Raw genomic sequence first — 18,035 nt, forward strand, 5'->3', positions numbered from 1 at the left:
GCGAGGGTAGACCCTCAGCCCTTCTTGCCGGAAAGCCGTGCTGACAGCGTTTCCTTCAGCACCTTGCGGCGCAGCATCTTGCCCGTGGCGCTGTTGCCTTCCCACCAGCCATCGGCCGCCATGGCCCGCACGGCGGCGGCGAAGCGGTCGAGCATGTCGGCAAAGGCGGCATCGTTCCAATCCAGGCTGAACACCAGCCGGCCAGTGCCGACCCAGCTCAGATGCAGCCCTTCTGCGCGCAGATAATATTGGAGCATCCAGTGATAGCGGGATGGCATGGTGTAACAGATGGTCCAGACGGTCAGCAGCGCCCCGGCGCGCACCGGCACGCCTTCCTGTTCCATCCGCGCATTGAACTGCGCCAGCCGCGCGTTCCAGCGGGCTTCCATTCCGTCATAGCTCGCCCGTGCCTCTGCCCCGTCGAGATAATCGAGGAAGGCGTTCATCGTTGCCATCACATGCGGATGGGCATTGAACGTCCCGCGTGCAAAGCAGATGTCGGCCGGGCGATCACCGCGCCAGCGCTGCATCAGCTGACGTGGGCCGGCGAGCACGCCCACCGGCAGCCCGCCGCCCAGCGTCTTGCCATAGGTGACCAGATCCGGGGTCACGCCGAAATATTCCGCCGCCCCGCCGCGTGCCAGGCGGAACCCCATGAACACCTCATCCAGGATCAGCACGATCCCGGCCTGGGTGCAGACCTCGCGCAGCCGGGCCAGCCAGGCGGCATAGTCCTCACGCGAAACGCCGTGATACTCCCGCCCGTCAACCAGCGTGCCGTCCGACGGCGCCCCGCGATTGGGGTGCATCGCCTGGATCGGATTGACCAGCACGCAGGCAATGTCGCGCCGCGTCGCCAGCACCTTCAGCGTGGCGTCGGACATGTCGGCCAGCGTCAGCGTGCGATCGGCCGGGGTCGGATTGCCGATGCCCGGCTGCACATCGTCCCACCAGCCGTGATAGGCTCCGGCAAAGCGCACCAGTCGCGGGCGACCGGTGTGATACCGCGCCAGCCGCACCGCCTGCATAACGGCTTCGGTGCCGGACATATGGAACGACACCTCATCCATGCCGGACAGCGCCTTCAGCCGCTCGACATTGTCGCGCACCAGCGGATGATACAGGCCCAGCAGCGTGCCCAGCGGTTCGGCGCGCCGCGCCCCCTCGGCGATCGTCGCCTTGTAGCTGTCGTGGCCGAACAGATTGACGCCATAGGATCCGGCCAGATCGAGGAAGCGATTGCCATCAAGATCGGTGATGCTCTGCCCATCGACCGCATCGGCAAACACCCCGGTGCCGAGATTTTCGCGCACCAGCCGGCTGAACTGGAACGGCACGCGATAGCGTGCGGTAAACCGCAGGTCGGAAAGGCCATCGGCCAGCAGCGCGGTTTCGGCCTTGGTCCGGGCGAAGCGTTCGGCATAGGTCGCCGCCAGCCGCGCAAACCCTGCCTTGCGGCGTTGGACGATCTCGCCAGGCGCGCCATCGGCGGCGAAGAAGCGGTCCTCGCCATAATCATAGAACGGCACTTGCCGTGCCAGTCGCTGGCCCCAGCGCACGTGACCGGTGATGGAAGGATGCTTGGCACGGGACAGCGTCAGCCGCTGTTTGCCTTTCCAGAGCGCGAATGTTCCGGCAGCGAGGCCGAGAGCGGCAAGGGTTATCTGCATAAAAACCGGCGCTACGCCGGAGAGAGGAAAGCTTTGTGACACTGCGTGCATCGATCGCCCGGATGACCGGCGCCGCACCGGTCAATTTCGCGCTGACCAACCGCCTCCCGCGGCGCTGGCTGACGCAGATGGTCGGGCGGCTCAGCAAGATCGAAAACCCCTGGGTGGCGCGCGCCTCGATCGCCACCTGGCGCTTCTTCGCCGATGTCGACCTGTCCGACGCGACGGAGCGCAACTACCGCTCCATGCACGCCTGCTTCACCCGCTCGCTGCGCCCCGGGTCCCGCCCGGCCGACCCGGACCCTGCTGTCTGGTGCAGCCCCAGCGACGGCATCGTCGGCGCCTGCGGAGCTATCGACAGCGATATGGTGCTGCAGGCCAAGGGGCACCCCTATCCGCTGTCCGAACTGATCGGCGGCTCCAGTGACTGGCTGCACGGCGGCCACTATGTCACCCTGCGGCTGACCTCCGGCATGTACCACCGCTTCCACGCCCCGCATGACGCCGTGGTGGAGCAGGTGCGCTATTTTCCCGGCGACTGCTGGAACGTCAACGCGCCCGCGCTCGACCGGGTCGACCGGCTCTATTGCCGCAATGAACGTGCCGTGCTGCGCCTTACGGCCGGGCCCGATGCGCAACCCATGCTGCTGGTCCCGGTCGCCGCCATTCTGGTGGCCGGCATCCGCCTGCATTTCCTCGACACCCCCACACTCCTGCGCGAACGCGGCTCCGCCCCGGTCGCCTGCAACGCCCGCCTGGCCAAGGGGGAGGAAATGGGCTGGTTCGAACACGGATCGACCATCATCGTCCTGGTGCCAAAGGGCTTCACCCTCGCGCCGGGCGTAGCCACCGGCACCAAACTGCGCGCCGGGCAGGCGCTGTTTCAGCGTGTGGATGGGTAAGGGGGGGAAAGAAGCTGTCGCCCCGCGCGACAGATTGAACGGCAGCTTTTGGCAGAAGCTGCCGTTCAGCGCTTGCTCGGTCCACTTCCCCTGAGGGCCATCGGCGGGCCGCACCGTCAGACGGTGCGGATTGTCCCGCCATCAATCACAAACTCAGCGCCATGGATTGCGGCGGCACGGTCTGAAGCGAGATAGGCGATCAGGTCGGCCACCTCTTCGGGTTGTGCCCCACGTCCGATCGGGATCCCGCCCAGGGCATCGAGCACGGACTGGCGCGCATCCTCGATTGTCCCGCCATTGGCAGTCCTGAGCATTTCGAGGAAGTCCCCGGTGGCCTCCGTCATGATCCAGCCGGGCGAGACGGCATTGACCCGGACACCTTTGGGGCCGATCTCCTTGGAGATCGATTTGCTGTAGGTCCGCAACGCAGCCTTGGCAGCGGCGTAGCCCGTCGTGGATTCGGGCAGAGGCAGGACGGACTGGATCGAGGTGATGTGCACCACGGTCCCGTTTCCCCGTTCCAGCATGTGCGGGATCAACAGGCGATCGAGCCGGACCGTTGCCAGCAGATTGAGGTTCAACTCGGCGAGCCAGTGTTCATCGGTCAAGGCGGCAAAACCGCCTGCCGGCGAAGCCGAGCCACCTATGACATGCGCGATGATGTCGATGCCGCCCAGCCGTTCAATTGCCGCCTTGGCCAGCGCTTCGCTGCCTTCCGCAGTCGTCAGGTCCGCCTGCACATATTCGACACCTTCCATGGGCTGCTTGATCGCGCGGGCTGCTGTGATGACACGGGCTCCGCCAGCCAGGAAACGCTCGACCGTAGCGCGGCCCAGACCTTTGGTGCCACCGCTGACGAGAACGCGCTTGCCGGCGAACTCGGTGGGATCCGCCTTGATGCTCATACCGCCACCTGCAGGATTTTGATGGCGCCGTTCGCCAGGGTGAAGCGATAGGTAAAGCGGAGCGGGCTGCCTGGAAAGTCGCCATGGGCGGGGCCTTCAACCACGACGTCGCCGCCTTCTTCCCGAGCCGTATCGGGTACGAAGATTGCCTTCACCGGAAGCACTTCTTCCTCGAGCAGCTCACGGATCGCTGCATGCCCTTCGAACCGCTTGCCATTGTCGATAAAGACGGCGTCATTCAGAAAGGGCTTCAACATGCCGTCGATATCGAGGCGGGCATTTGCCTCGACATAGGCAGCGATCGGTTTGGGTAGTTCCATCGGCATCTTCATCTCCTTGGTAGTGACGAGACCCTTTTAGCGGTGGACTTTTCGCCTGATAATCGAGACAAATCGGCATGAAGTGTCACGGAGATCGGGATAATGCCTCGCCATTCGCTGATCGAGCTTGAGGCGGTTCTCGCGATTGTCCGTTGTGGCTCGTTTCGCGCGGCAGCGCTTGACCTCGGCATGTCGACCACGGCCATCAGCAACGCGGTGGGCAAGCTTGAGCGGGATCTTGCTGTGCGCTTGTTCAATCGCACCACGCGCAGCGTCTCGCTCACCTATGCGGGGCGGATCTTTGTCGCGCAAATCAAGCCCGCATTCGAAGACATTCGGAAGGCGATGGATACGGCGCGGTCCCAGCAGGAAACGCCGTCGGGGACCTTGCGCATCAACGCCTTTGCAACGGCGGCGCGCGAGATCATGGTGCCGCTGATCCTGACCTATATGCAGCGCTATCCGCAGGTACATATCGACCTTGTTACAGAGGGCCGGCTGATCGATGTAGTGGCGGCAGGATTTGATCTCGGCTTGCGCAGCGCCGATCTGGTGCCCAGCGACGCAATCGCCGTACCGTTGGGCAAGGCGCGGCGCATCGCAGTTGCGGCATCCCCGGCCTTTCTTGAGAACAGAGCGATCCCCCAAATACCGCCGGAATTGCTCGCATACCCCTGCGTCCGTGGGCGGCTGCCCAATGGCGCGTTGCTGCGATGGCGGTTCGAGAAGGATGGCGAAGAACTTCAGTTCGACGTCGAGGGGCCGATGACCCTCGACGAAGCCTCCCTGGCGCGCATTGCTGTGATCAACGGCGTGGGGATCGGGTATTTCATGGAGACCGACATCCGCGAAGACATCGCGGCGGGACGGCTCGTGCGCATTCTTGAAGACTGGACGCCGCCCCTTTTGCCTTTGTGTCTCTATTATTCCAATCGCCGCAATCCCTCTGCTGCCTTCCAGGCCTTCATCGCGCTCGCGCGAGAATTTGCCGCTGGAAAGCTTGCAATTCCGCTCCATCCCAATTGAAATCGGCTTTGCCATGACGGACAAAACCACACCTGCCTTGCTGAAAGACATTCTTGGTCTTCAGGCGCTTGCCACCATCGCCGATGCTGGCGTGTCCGCATCCGCCCGCTTCGATCGCACCAGCTTTCTCAGCGCCGCGTCGGATGGGCTCGACGCGCTGTCGATCATGGAGCGTGTGCGCCATGTCGCTGACGCGCTCCACACCGCATTGCCCGGTCGGTATGTGGACGCGCTTGAGATCATCCATGCCATGGCGCCAAACCTCACCCATGGTTTCCAGGCGGTCGCTGTCACCGAGTTCGTGGCGCGCTATGGGCTGGGCGATTTCGATAGATCGATGGCCGCGCTTGCCGATCTGACCCGGTTCGGAACGGCCGATTTCGCCATCCGCCCATTTCTGATCCAGGATACGGAACGAACACTCGCTGTGATGCAACGGTGGACCAGCAGCGCCGATGAACACCTCCGCAGGCTCGCGAGCGAAGGCAGCCGGCCAAGGCTGCCATGGGCATCGCGCATTCCTGCGCTGAAGGACGATCCGACGCTCGCTGCCCCGATTCTGGAGGCGCTCAAGGCCGATCCCAGCGCCTATGTCCGCAAGTCTGTCGGCAATCATCTCAACGATATCGCGAAGGACCGTCCCGACTGGCTGCTCGATCGTCTGGCAGATTGGCCAACCGACAACCCTCATACGCTCTGGATCATCCGTCATGCATTGCGAACATTGATCAAGAAGGGGGAACCGCGCGCCCTGGCTCTCATCGGCGTTGGCCACGGTGCGTCTGTCACGGTGCGCCGCTTTTCGATCGAGCCGCACCGTGTGCGTCTGGGCGAAACAATCTTTATCGATGCCGAACTGATCTCGACCGCCCCGCATGATCAACGTCTGGTCGTCGATTACCGCGTGCATTACGTGCGGGCTGGCGGAAAGACTGCGACCAAGGTCTTCAAGCTCAGAGAATTTGACCTCCCCGCCGGAGAGGCCGCCACGCTGGGAATTCGCCAGACCATTCGCGATTTCACCACGCGGCGCCATCATCCCGGCCGCCATGAGGTCGAACTCATCGTCAATGGGCTGACGATGGCAAGCGCGGCTTTTACCATCGGGACCAATCCTGCCCCCTGAGCAAGCATGGCGGCAAGCATGGCGGCCAGCGTATAGGGCAGCTTTTGCCGGGGGGGCGGCGAGGGGCGCGAAGCGGTCTCCACACAATCTCCACAATCGCCCCAGGCGTGACGGCTCACACCGCCACGCCCTCATGACCTCACCCAATCGCCGGGGATCAGAACTCCCCGGCAACGCCGATCCGGGCGGCCGTGCTCTTGCCGCCGGAGTAGGAGACGCCCGCCGTGATGGCGAACGGATTGTCCGAATCCACCCGATGCGCCAGCGATGCGCCCACAGCCTGTTCGCCCCGGAAATTGGCGACATTGACCGTGTAGCTGGTCCGGCCGGGTTCCGAAGGCATCGGTGCGGTGGTGATCGCCACGGCGGCGGCGGTGCCGCGCCGGGCGTCGCGCCGGTCGGTGTCGGTAATGGTGAACAACTCACCGATCTGCTGGCTGTGCTGCTCGGTCAGGGCGATCAGCCCGGGAATGGCCGATGTCACCGTCTCCAGCGCGGTCAGGCGCGTATTCTGAGTGGTGTTGACCCCCTGGATCGCGGTGATCTGCGCGCTTTGTGTGGCATTGACCGTCTGGATATCGGCGATGGCCGCGCTGTGGGTAACATCGACGGCCTGCAGGGCGGTGATCTGGTTGCCTTGCGTCACATTCTGGGCCAGCGCGGTGTTTGCCGCGCCCTGAGCCGTGGCAGCATTGGCCAGGGCCGTGTTTGCGGTTCCCTGGGCCGCTGCGGCATTGGCCAGCGCGGTGTTGGCGGTTCCCTGTGCGGCAGAGCCGGCGCTGGCGACGGCGTTCAGCTGGCTGACGTTCACGGCATCGGTCGCGCCGACCCCGGCGGCGACATTGGTGAGGCGGCGCTCAGCACCCGCAGCGCCGATCGAGACGGTGTTTTCCTGATCGGCAATCGATCCGGCCCCCAGCGCCACGCTGTTGGCTGCGGTGGTGGTTGCGCCTGAACCGATGGCGATCACGCCGTCGCCGCCGGTGGCGGAGGCATTGCTGCCCAACGCGATCGACCCGATCCCGCTGGCCGTGTTCTGGTTGCCGATGGCCAGCGCCCCGTCGCCGGTCGCATTGTTGTCGGCACCAATGGCCACGGCGCCATTGCCGGTGGCGACATTGGGGTCACCGATGGCGACCGCGCCATTGCCGGTCGCCAACTGGTCCTCGCCCAGCGCTATCGCGCCATTGCCATTGGCGACGGAGGATGATCCCCCCGCCAGCGACCCATTGCCCAGCGCCAGCGATGCTCCGCCGCCGCCGCTGACCACCGTGCCTGTGGCCGCCTGCAATTGCGCCAGATTCACCGCGTCATTGGCGCTGGTCCCCGCTGCGACGTTGGTGATGCGCCGTTCCGCCCCCACGTCACCAACGGAGACGGTGTTGGCCTGATTGGCGACCGATCCTGCGCCCAGGGCAACGCTGTTGACTGCCGATGCCAGCGATCGAGCCCCCAATGTCGTCGCGTTGGTGGCGGAAGCATTCGATCCCGCTCCGATAGCAGTGCCGCCATTGACCATGGAAAAGCTGTTGCGCACCCCAACCACCGCGAAGCCACCCAGGGCTACACCGTCGTCACCGCTGACACGCGATCGATCACCGACCGTCGCGCCGGCAATGACTGCAGGCACCGGGGCCGTGTTGAGGCTGATCGATCCTGACGAAGGGCTGTTGACGAAGGCGCTGCGCCCCATGACGACGGCGCCTTCAATGCTTGACCCGGCAAACGCGCCGACAACAGCCACACCATCGGCGCTGGCAAATGAGCCGGCGCCAATGACTGTGGAGTTTTCGCCAATGGTATAGGCATTGGATCCTACCACGGTGCTTTTGCTGCCGGTCACGAGCGTGGTGGAACCGATCGCAACCGAATCTTCCACGCTGAGGAACTCGCCGAAGTTCCCGCCGATCCGGCTGTTGCCGCCCACGGCAACATTGCGCCCGCCATCGACCCTGGCGCGGTAGCCGACACCAACGCTCGCATTGGGAAACGCGACCGCACTGCCGACATTGTTGTCGCTGCCGCTGGTGCTCGGTTCGACCACGACGAACTGGCCGATTGCCGTCGCGCCACTGGTGGCGCTGACTTCACCGACGGAGGCTGAGCCATTGATCGGGGTGTAAGAACCGCCGCAATTGACGGCAGGCGCGGTGTCGTCGGACGTTCCAAACAGTCCATCAGGGCCCGCACCGGCTGGCACCAATTCACAAGGCGTGGGCGCGGCGACTGCCGCAGAGGGCGCCATGGCCAGAACGGCAGCCAGCGACGAGCTTGTCAGCATGACTGACAGTGCAAGATTATGTTTCATAACCAAATTTCTCCCCCGATTCTGCCCACGGACGGGCAATCGATGCGAAATAATATGGTTATGCAATGGACATGTCTATGGATATGCCACCTTAAAATCCGGGCATGGCGACGCCGCACGCCATCCTGCTGATGGACAGTGTCAAATATCCAGTTGAAATGGGGTGGTGACCCGGGGAACGGCTACCCAGCTGTCAGACCTGCAGCGTCATCCGATAGCTGTAGACATCGCCGCGAAACGTGCCTTCGACATATTCCAGCATTTGTTCCGCATGGCTGAAGCTTTGCCGCTTGATCAGGATGCAGGGCGCGCTCGGATCAATGCCGAAGATCGCGCAATCATCATTGCCCGGCAGGATCGCGTCGATCACCTGATCGCAATAGGACAGCGGATGGCCAAGGCGGGCAAGCTGTTCGTAGACGGAACCCGTCACCTCCGCCTCCGCCAGTTCCGGCGCGACGGAGAGATTATACCACGCCTTCTCGTTCGAGAGGGGAACATCATCGGCATAGCGGATGCGTTCCAGATACAGCAGCGGGGTCGTCGAAGGCAGGCCGAAGATGGTGGCAACCTGGTGATTGCGGGTGACCTCACGCTTCACCACCCGCGAACTCGGCGTTTTGCCCAGCTCCACCATCTCCTGGGTGAAGCCGCGCAACTGGTTCATCGGCGAAAGGATACGGTTTTCCGGCCTGCGCACAATGGAGCCACGCCGGCCGTGCGAACTGATGACCCCACGGCGCCGCAACTCATTGTAACTGTGCTGCGCGGTGATGCGGCTGACACCGACCATTTCCGCCAGCCGGCGCTCGGATGGCAGGGTACTGCCTTCGGGCAACTCGCCCGATTGGATCAGGGATTGCAAGTGCCTGGTGATCTGAACATACAGGGGTTCGTTGCCGACGAAATCGAGCTTGAGCAGAGAGGCAAGGTCCACGGCCCCATGGACATTTCGTTCGCCAGCAGCCGACTTCACGCAACCCTCTTTGTTCTCGATAACACGCCCGCGAACGTCCTATGTGGGCACGCCCCGCCGCGAGTGGAAGAGTATGACTAACAACAATCGCGCGTTTGTCATAGGCAGCTATGTGGCCGGCTGCATCGCGAATGCAGCGCGCATGCCCGAACGCGGGGAAACGATCCTGGCGCAATCCTTCCTGCTGCAACCGGGCGGCAAGGGTTTCAACCTGATGGCCGGGCTGCACCGTCTGGGCGCTGCGGTGGATGGGATATTGCCCGTTGGCGATGATCTCTGGGGCTGCATTGCGCCAGCCCTGATGACCCAGATCGGCTTGCCAACCTCCTGGCTGATGCCGATCCCCGGGCCATCGGGCGGGGCGGTCGGGCTGGTCGATGGGCAGGGGGAAAATGTCATCTCGGTCTTCCCCGGCGCCAATGCCCGGCTCAGTCCGGACCATGTGGCCAGCCTGCACGGCCAATTGACCAAGGCGAGGATCGTTGCCGCCCAATGTGAGGTGCAACCAAGGGCCATCGCCCAGGCATTTGCGATGGCGCGCGATGCCGGCATCACCACCGTGTTCAATCCCTCACCCTGGCAGGGCGGGGTCTGCGATCTGCTTCGCCTCGCCGACATCGTGATCGTCAATTGGGGGGAGGCCCGCCAGATCGCCGGGGAACTGGGCGTTTTATGGCCTCCCGATCAGGACACGGCATCCTTGCCGCTGCTGGCTGCTGCTGCCCACGGCCTGGGTGTCGAGCATCTGATCGTGACGCAGGGCGCGGGTGGGGCGATCTGTTTTCCGGCGGGACAGGATGCCATCCATCAGCCCGCTTTCCCGACTGTCCCGGTCGACACGATCGGCGCGGGGGATGGATTTTCCGCCGGGCTGATCGCGGCCCTGCTCGACGATCTGCCTATGGCGGATGCCTTGCGACAGGCGGCCGCCTGCGGATCGCTGGTATGCCGGGGTGTCGGCGTGATCGACTATCTGCCCGATCGGGCCGAGGTTGAGGCTTTACTGCGGGTCTGGCCAGGCTAGATGTCGGGCAATTGCTGTTCCGCCATGCCCCAGCCGGCCAGCGCCTTGCCCTGGGCTCGCTCCAGCAGCGTCTCGGCATCGGACATGGTGTAGATGTTGGCGCTGTCGATAGCGGGCAATTCCTTCCAGCTGATCGGCACCGCCACCGGGGCTCCGGCACGGGCGCGCACTGCATAGGGCATGATCGCGGTGCTGCCGCGCTGGTTGCGCAGCCAGTCGATGAAGATCTTGCCCTTCCGTTTGGCCTTGCTCATCGTTGCGACGAACCGATCCGGTTCGGCCACGCTCATCGCTTCGGCAAATCTTTTGGCAAAATCCTTATGCGCGTCCCAGCCATGACCCCGGCTCAGGGGCACGACGACATGCACGCCTTTCCCGCCGGACAGCATCGCAAAACTGGCCAGCCCGAGGTCGGCCAGCCGCGCCCGGATATCCAGCGCAGCCTGCCGGACATCACCGAAATCGAGCCCCTCATCAGGGTCCAGGTCGAAGATCATCCGGTCGGGATGTTCGACCTCATCGCTGCGGCTGCACCAGCCGTGGAACTCGATCGTGCCCATCTGCACGCAGGCCAGCATGCCGTTGCTGCTTTCGACATAGAGATAGTCCTCGACCCCGCCGTCCTTCTCCCGGATCGGCACATGATGTACCTCTTCGCCAAAGCTGCCGCTATCATGCTTCTGGAAAAAGCATTTTTTAGCCCGACCCTGCGGGCAGCGCACCAGGCTGATCGGCCGCTGCGCCAGAAACGGCAGCATCAGCGGGGCGAGGGCGGTGTAATATTCGGCCAGTTGCCCCTTGGTGTATCCATCATCGGGAAAGATTACCCGGTCGCGATTGGTGATGGCGATGCCGGGTTCCGGCGCGGGCAGCTTCTCCGGCCGTTCGGGCGCAACCTCACGCGCCGGCTTGTCCGACCGCAGCCCCAGGAATGATCCATGCCTTATATGCCCATCGGCGGTGAACTCGGCAAAGGCGACCTCGGCCACCAGCTTGGGCGTAATCCAGCTTACTCCGCGCGCTTCCGCCCGCGCCACCTCGACCGGTGCGGTCTTGCGCTCGATGCGGGCAAAGCGTCCGGCCAGATCGGTTAACGTCGCTTCATCGAAACCCGTGCCGACCTTGCCCTTGTAGACCAGCGATCCGCCTTCGTTCTGGGCCAGCACGATCGAGGCGAACGGGCGGCCGCGGGCGCTGCTCTTGGTCCAGCCGACGATCACGAATTCCTGCCGCCGCGTGCACTTCACCTTCACCCAATTGCTGCCGCGCCCTTCGCGATAACGGCTGTCGATCCGCTTGGAGATAATGCCTTCCTGCCCGGCATCGCACATCTGGCGATAGAGCTTTTCGCCCAGCCCGATCACATGGTCCGCCACATGGATCGGCGGCACGGCATGCTGGAGCAAGGCAGCCAGCCGTTCCTTGCGCTCGATCAGCGGCAACCCGGTCAGATCATCGCCATTCAGATGCAGCAGGTCGAACGCGTGCAGGGCCAGCCGGTCGCTTTCCGCCTGTGCCCCATGGCCCCGCTTCAGCACCCCCTGCAGGGTCGAGAAGTCCGGATTACCCTGCGCATCATACGCCACGATCTCTCCATCTATCAGGCAGGCGGGCAGATCCAGCTCGGCAATCGCCCGGGCCAGCGGGGCGAACTTGTCGGTCCAGTCCTTCCCGCTGCGGGTGAACACCGCAACCTTGTCTGCTGCGGTGGCAATCATCGTGCGATAGCCATCGAACTTGATCTCATGCAGCCAGTCATTCCCCGCCGGCACGGCATCCACCAGCGTGGCCAGCTGCGGCGCGCGAAACGGCGGTGGCGCGTGCTGAGGCGTGCTGCGGCGTGCTGAGGCGCGTTTGGGCGTGGTTTTTCTGTTGTGCCGGGCGGCGCTTGCCATCTCCCGGGCAAAGGCCTTCCCGCTCTTGCCTTCCAGCGCATGCTCCGCATCGGGATCACCGGCGATCTGCGCCATCGACCGCCCTGTCAAAACACTGGTAAGCCCTTGTTCCACCAGTGTATCTCCGGGCAGGCTGTGCTGATCTTCCACCTTGCGCAACAGCCAGTTCTCCCGCTTTTCTCCCGCGCGCGGCTTCATCCGAACCAGCAACCACTCGCCCTTCATCCGCTCCCCATCCAGCGTGAAGTGCAGATGCCCCCGCTCCACATCGCTGGCATCTTTCCCCGGCACCGGAGCCCAGGTTCCGCTGTCCCACAGCATCACCGACCCGCCGCCATATTCGCCTTTGGGAATAGTCCCTTCGAACTCGGCATAGGCCATCGGGTGGTCTTCGGTCCGCACCGCCAACCGCTTGATATCCGGGTCGGAAGATGGCCCCTTGGTCACCGCCCAGCTTTTTAGGACGCCGTCGATTTCCAGCCGGAAATCCCAATGCAACCGGCTCGCCGCATGCTTCTGGACGATGAAAATCCGCTTGCCGGTGGAGGGGCTGGGCGTGCCCTTCGGTTCCCCCGTCTTGCTGAAATCGCGTTTGCGGTTGTACTCGGCCAGCAGCGTTTTGGTGGACTTGCTCACCATGATTTACGCCTGCTTCCGCCATGCAGCCGCCGATCTTTTTCCTGGATCCATTTCGGACGGATCCCCGTTCGCCGTCTTTCTGCCTCGAAATATGCTCTCGCCTTCATGTGCGGTCCTTCCACAGGGACAACACGCGATCCGGATTAGCGATCCCAAGGCAATGGGGCCGAAGCTTTCGCATGTGATGGCCTCCCCTGGCATCCCGCCGCTGCCGAGGTCTCTCTTTTTGGTATTGGGCCTTGCGGATCTCGCGGGGCGGACGAAGATCGCCTCACATTTCGGAACCTTTTCCGCCATCTATCGCTGATGGCTGGAACAGTCGAAGGAGACGATCATGATCGGGAAGATTTTGGGTGCGGTCGCCGGCCAGCGGGTCGCACAGAACGTTAGTGGTGTTAACGGTCCTGCTGGCGCTTTGCTGGGTGCAGGTGCCGTCAGTGTCGCAAGGCGCCTCGGTCCAATTGGACTGGTCGTCGCCGGTCTCGGTGGATATGCTTTCAAACGCTATCGCGACAAGGCCAAGCGCCAGCACGCTCAGCAGCCGCATAGCGGCCGGCGGGCAGCCTGATCCTGACATGCCCGGGGGCGGCTTTGCCCCCGGGATTTTCTCATCTGAACTGCTAAGTGGCCTGCATATCGGCCGTCACCCGCCAGAACTGGCGATCGCAAGCGTGGCCAGGCTGGGCGCGGCTCCCGGACGACCGAACAGATAGCCCTGAACCTGCTCGCAGCCTTCAGCCTCCAGCAGATCGACATGGGCGTTAGATTCCACCCCTTCGGCCAGCACCGGCACATCAAGACTGCGTCCCAGCGCCAACACGGCACGGATGATGGCGCGTGCCTGGGGTCTGTCATGCGACAGCAGCAGGAAGGATTTGTCGATCTTGATCTTGTCGAAGGCAAAGCTGTTCAACGTATCGAGCGAGGAATAGCCGGTACCGAAATCGTCGATCGCGATGGCGATGCCCATGGCCTTGATCCGCCGCAGAACATGCAATGCGCGCGCCTTGTCACCGATAATCGCGGTTTCGGTGATCTCGATTTCCAGGCGACGCGCCGGCAGGCCCGTCTCCAACAATACCTGCGCCAAAATCTCGGGCAGATTGGGCTGGCTGAGCTGCACGGCGGAGATGTTGACCGCGATGACCAGCTCATTGTCCCATTTGGCAGCTTCCGCACAGGCTTCGCGCAAGACCCATTCGCCAATGCGGAAGATTTCCCCGGTCTCCTCGGCAATGGGGATGAATTCAGCCGGTGACACCAGGCCACGAACCGGGTGTTGCCAGCGCAGCAGCACCTCATAGCCGATCAGCATCTGCGTCTTGAGCGAACGCTGCGGTTGATACAACACGTAGAATTCGTTGCGGTCGATCGCAGAGCGCAGCTCTCCGGCGATCTGCCGGCGATAACGGGCGCTTTCGTCCATTCCCTTTTCGTAATAGCAGATGCGCTCTTCCAGGCTGGCCTTGGCGCGATACATGGCCAGATCGGCATTGTTGCACAGCTGCTCGCGCGTACGACCATCATCGGGGTAGATCGCCACGCCGATGCTGGCCTTAAGCAGGAAATCATTCTCGCTCGGCTGCCAAGGAAGGTCGAAGCAGGCGTTCAGACGATCGACGAATTCGGCGAGATCGCGATCATCGTCGAAGGGCATGATGGCTGCAAACTCATCGCCGCCCAGACGCGCGATCGTCTCAGTCTCTTTCAGCACCTGCTTGAAGCGTGATGCGATCAATTTGAGAGCATCGTCACCTGCAGCATGGCCATAGGTGTCATTGATGTCCTTGAAACCATCCATATCGATCACGGCCAGGCCAAAGCGGGCATTGTTTCGCGCAGCCTGCTCGATGCTGCTGTCGACCGATGCGTTGAAACTGCTTCGATTGGCCAGCCCGGTCAGCCCGTCATGCATCGCCATATGGGCAATGCGTGCTTCGGATTTGCGCTGATGGGTAATGTCTTCGAATGTGGAAACCCAGCCGCCATCCCCCAACCGGGTAGTTGCAATCGATACCACGAAATCATCACCGAATTCAGAAACCGTGGCCGGGCTGTCCGGCTGGGCAAGGGCGGTTGCCAGATCGTCGCGCATCTTGATAATGCGGTCAGCCACGTCATCCGTGCCGGAGCGCGCGATCATGGAGGCGCGGGCGACATCATCCAGCAACATACCCGGCTGGATGGCCTCTGCGGAAAGCTGCCACATGCTCAGAAAACGCTGATTGTGCAGGATCAGGCGCCCGTCGGGGCCAAACAGGCAGAGCCCCTGGTGCATGTTTTCCAGCGCGGTATCCAGATGGAGCCGGGCCTGCTCGATCTTGTCCTGATCTTCCTTGATCCGGGTCATGTCCCGCGTGATCTGGGCAAAGCCGATATGCTCGCCGGTCTCGTCGCTGATCTTTTCCAGCGTTGAATGCGCCCAGAAATGCGACCCGTTGCGGCGCTGCTGCCAGCTTTCACCAGCAAAATGCCCACCCAGAGTGGCTGCGGCCAGAGCCTGCTTCACATCATCGGGCGCCACATGATCGGGTGAAAAGAACGTGCCGACATGGCGACCCAGAACATCTTCGGCATTGTAGCCCAGCATCTGTTCCGCGCCTGAATTCCAATGGGTAACTTTGCCTGACGTGTCGAGCATGTAGATCGCATAGTCGGTGATCCCGTTCACCAGCGTGGTGAACTGCCGATCCTTGTCGCGAACAGCGCGATGGGTCCGGCGCGCGGCAATGGCGGCAATCCCGGAAAGCGCGAGCACACACAACAGTGCAGCAAATACCAGTATCGACAGCGTGGCTGGGGTGAACAGCGCCTCATTCAGCACCTCGGCCCGCGAAGGAATGATGCTGATCGCGGTCATGCCGGTGAAATGCAGCGAAACCACGGCGGTGGTGATCAGCAGCACAGCGGTCAGCCCGGTCGCGGAGGAACGGCGGTGCAGCGCCAGGGGCAGGGCAATGATCAGGGGAAGAACGACCAGCACCATGGAGGCCAGGACATAGGCAGGATCCCACAGGATTACTGCCGGCATTTCCAGCGCGGTCATGCCGGCATAATGCATTCCAGCGATGCCGCCCCCCATGATCAGCGCACCGGAAAAACTGTGCCAGTGGTTCTGCCGATGCATTGCCACCGCCATCGCGGCAATTGTCGAGATGACCACAATGCCGAGCGATCCGATGGTCAGCAGCATGTCGAAACCGATGATCACACCTGGATCATAGCCGAGCATCGCGATGAAATGAGTCGCCCATATGCCAAGGCCCGTCACAATCCCGGCGGTCATCAGCCAGCCGATACGGGCTTGCTGCGTAGCCCACTGGATTTGACGGCAAAGCATCGTCGCGCCGAGCGCTGACATCACGCAGACGAGGGCGGCCAATGCCACGATCCAGGGATCATGCTGGTTCTGGATACAGAGCAAAATGGGCAGCATGAATGTTTCCGGTCGGTTGGACCGCTGCCATCCGCCAAAGCCAATGAAAGAACCGTAAATTTTACAAAAGGATGGATGTGCCGCCGAGCGCGCTATGCGTAAATGGTGCCCAATCGAGAGCGCGCCTGGATAACTTTACCTAAGTCCCGGACATTATGGACTTTCTCAAATTGGCCTGACAACTGACGAAGATGTCCGTTGCCAGGCCTGAATGCGGAGTGATTCTCAACTCGCGCTGGGTTGCCGGCACTGATAGCTACCCGCTTTCAGCGGATCTCCGCCAGTGTAATGGGCATAGCTGGGATGCGGGCACAGCGGGCGTTCTCCGGGTTCGCCACTCTCCCGATGAGCGATGACGCTTTCTGGTGCCTGCCCCTTTTCTACCCAGTCGACGACGGCGCCGAGCAGGTCGAAGCTGCCAAAGCTGTCACCGCCCCGGCAATGGGCCATGCCCGGGATCATGTAGAACCGGCTGGCATCAGTGAAGGACTGGCCGTTTCGTTCTGCGGCACGCTGCCAGTAATCCCAACTGTCAAAGGCGGAAAACCATGCGTCGCTTACGCCATGGTAATAGAGGATCTTGCCCCCGCGTCCGAGGAAGGTGTCCAGATCGGTCCACACATTGGTGTCGGTCAGGGTTTGCACCCCGTCGGAACGGATCTGCTGCAGGCGGCCATCCACATCGAAGGTCAGATCCCGGTTTGCCGGACCCAGGACATCGGCCTTGCCGCTGACGATGAAGCCCGACACCGGGCCGGAAATGTCGGTCACCCCGGTATCCCAGGGAAAGGATGCATAGGCAGGGTTGCCGGCTGCGTCCTTGGGACCCGCAAAGGCGCGCTCAAGCGCTCCGACCTGATCGCCCGAAAGGCAGCCATCCTGCTTGGCTGCGGAACACTGCAGGGCCGCAGGGCGGAAATGGCACTGGGCGACATTGGTGATGATCCCATCAGCCCGGCCATCCAGGGCATCGCACTGCTGCAGCAGGCCGGCATGGATCGTCTGCCGATCAGCCGGGCTGAACGCCTGTTCGGACAGCGGCAGGCCCTGCGCATCGCGCGGTGCGGCCTGGTTGAACTGCACCTTGGCAAACCCCGTGCCGAGGTTGGAATGGCCCGTGCGCATGGCCGGGGCGCCGACCACGATGCCATCGAACATTTCCGGATGGCGCTGCGATGCCAGCATGCTCTCGCGCCCGCCGGTGGAACAGCCGGCCATATAGCTGTGCGCGATGGAGCGGCCGTAGAAATGTTCGGTCAGCGCCTTGCCGGCAATGGTGACCGTGGGCACGGAAGACATGGCGAAATCCAGCCCGGCCCGCTGATCGGCCATGAAGCTGTCATCAAATCCCTCACCCTTGTGGCCGCTGTCGTGGCTGATAACCGCGAAGCCACGGGCAAGCGCAGGCACGCGGCCGGCGGCGGCGGCGCCGATCGGCGGTCTGACACTGCCGTTCAGGCCCCCGCCGCCTTGCATCAGAAAGCGGCCGTTCCATTCGCTCGGCAGGGCCAGGGCGAAACCGATGGCATAGGCGGTGCCATCCGCCCCGGTGTGCGGATCAATCGTGCCTTCCACCATGCAATGGGCGGGCAGGGCGGGGGTCGGCGGCGCGCCTGGGCCCGGAGCGGCGCTGCCGGATGTGGCCGGGATCAGCTTGGCAGAGATGATGGTCACACCTGGCCGCAGCTGGAAACTGGCCATGGCCTTGCATTGGACCTCGCTCATGGTGTCAGCCGGTGCCGCTGGCGATTGCGCGACGGCGGCGGTGGCCAGCAGCGGTGCGAACAGGACAGCGCGTTTCATACGCA

13 protein-coding genes are annotated in these 18,035 nt (G+C 63.1%); 4 read left to right on the top strand and 9 right to left on the bottom strand.

Annotation, left to right across the window (positions count from 1 at the left end; translation table 11 throughout):
* Positions 1 to 14: 14 nt before the first annotated feature.
* Entirely contained in the window at positions 15 to 1,670 is a 1,656-nt protein-coding gene (locus GRI97_RS13145; RefSeq protein ID WP_161391614.1) for an aminotransferase class III-fold pyridoxal phosphate-dependent enzyme, read from the bottom strand.
* Between the two features lie 35 nt (positions 1,671 to 1,705).
* Here GRI97_RS13145 and asd point away from each other — a divergent pair, with 35 nt between their 5' ends.
* Entirely contained in the window at positions 1,706 to 2,572 is an 867-nt protein-coding gene (gene asd / locus GRI97_RS13150) for an archaetidylserine decarboxylase (RefSeq protein ID WP_161391615.1), read from the top strand.
* A 116-nt stretch (positions 2,573 to 2,688) separates the two neighbouring features.
* Here the strand turns inward: asd and GRI97_RS13155 are convergent, their stop codons facing one another.
* On the bottom strand, positions 2,689 to 3,477 hold the full coding sequence (locus GRI97_RS13155; RefSeq protein ID WP_161391616.1) for an SDR family oxidoreductase: 789 nt from the start codon (positions 3,475 to 3,477) through the stop codon (positions 2,689 to 2,691).
* Positions 3,474 to 3,803 (bottom strand): YybH family protein, encoded by a 330-nt coding sequence (locus tag GRI97_RS13160; protein ID WP_161391777.1) that lies wholly within the window; start codon positions 3,801 to 3,803, stop codon positions 3,474 to 3,476. Before GRI97_RS13160 ends, GRI97_RS13155 begins: the two co-directional genes overlap by 4 nt.
* A 96-nt stretch (positions 3,804 to 3,899) precedes the next feature.
* Between GRI97_RS13160 and GRI97_RS13165 the strand changes: the two genes are divergently transcribed.
* Entirely contained in the window at positions 3,900 to 4,823 is a 924-nt protein-coding gene (locus GRI97_RS13165; RefSeq protein ID WP_161391617.1) for a LysR family transcriptional regulator, read from the top strand.
* 13 nt (positions 4,824 to 4,836) lie between these two features.
* Entirely contained in the window at positions 4,837 to 5,949 is a 1,113-nt protein-coding gene (locus tag GRI97_RS13170) for a DNA alkylation repair protein (protein WP_161391778.1), read from the top strand.
* 157 nt (positions 5,950 to 6,106) lie between these two features.
* Here GRI97_RS13170 and GRI97_RS13175 read toward each other — a convergent pair whose 3' ends face one another.
* Together GRI97_RS13175 and GRI97_RS13180 are read right to left on the bottom strand one after the other, a co-directional pair.
* Positions 6,107 to 8,230: a YadA-like family protein gene (locus tag GRI97_RS13175; RefSeq protein WP_161391618.1), complete on the bottom strand. Its 2,124-nt coding sequence runs from the start codon at positions 8,228 to 8,230 to the stop codon at positions 6,107 to 6,109.
* Between the two features lie 220 nt (positions 8,231 to 8,450).
* A complete protein-coding gene (locus GRI97_RS13180) occupies positions 8,451 to 9,233 on the bottom strand; it encodes a GntR family transcriptional regulator (RefSeq protein WP_202392731.1) in 783 nt (260 codons plus the stop codon).
* Between the two features lie 73 nt (positions 9,234 to 9,306).
* On the opposite strand from GRI97_RS13180, the gene GRI97_RS13185 reads away from it, so the two are divergent.
* On the top strand, positions 9,307 to 10,257 hold the full coding sequence (locus GRI97_RS13185) for a PfkB family carbohydrate kinase (protein ID WP_161391619.1): 951 nt from the start codon (positions 9,307 to 9,309) through the stop codon (positions 10,255 to 10,257).
* On the opposite strand, the gene ligD is transcribed toward GRI97_RS13185, so the two are convergent.
* The 4 genes from ligD to GRI97_RS13205 all read right to left on the bottom strand — a co-directional run bounded on the left by ligD (position 10,254) and on the right by GRI97_RS13205 (position 18,030).
* Complete coding sequence (gene ligD, locus GRI97_RS13190; RefSeq protein ID WP_161391620.1) at positions 10,254 to 12,791, bottom strand: DNA ligase D; 2,538 nt, start codon at positions 12,789 to 12,791, stop codon at positions 10,254 to 10,256. The two genes, GRI97_RS13185 and ligD, sit on opposite strands and share 4 nt — an antisense overlap.
* 271 nt (positions 12,792 to 13,062) lie before the next feature.
* Positions 13,063 to 13,338, bottom strand: a complete 276-nt coding sequence (locus GRI97_RS13195) for a hypothetical protein (RefSeq protein WP_161391621.1) — start codon at positions 13,336 to 13,338, stop codon at positions 13,063 to 13,065.
* Positions 13,339 to 13,434: 96 nt separating this feature from the next.
* Positions 13,435 to 16,227 carry a bifunctional diguanylate cyclase/phosphodiesterase gene (locus tag GRI97_RS13200; protein ID WP_161391622.1) on the bottom strand — a complete coding sequence of 931 codons (2,793 nt, stop codon included), beginning with the start codon at positions 16,225 to 16,227 and terminating at the stop codon, positions 13,435 to 13,437.
* Between the two features lie 225 nt (positions 16,228 to 16,452).
* Complete coding sequence (locus GRI97_RS13205; protein WP_161391623.1) at positions 16,453 to 18,030, bottom strand: tannase/feruloyl esterase family alpha/beta hydrolase; 1,578 nt, start codon at positions 18,028 to 18,030, stop codon at positions 16,453 to 16,455.
* Positions 18,031 to 18,035 lie beyond the last annotated feature (5 nt).

The organism is Croceibacterium xixiisoli (genome assembly GCF_009827305.1).
In the GTDB taxonomy this organism is placed as follows: Bacteria; Pseudomonadota; Alphaproteobacteria; order Sphingomonadales; family Sphingomonadaceae; genus Croceibacterium_C; species Croceibacterium_C xixiisoli.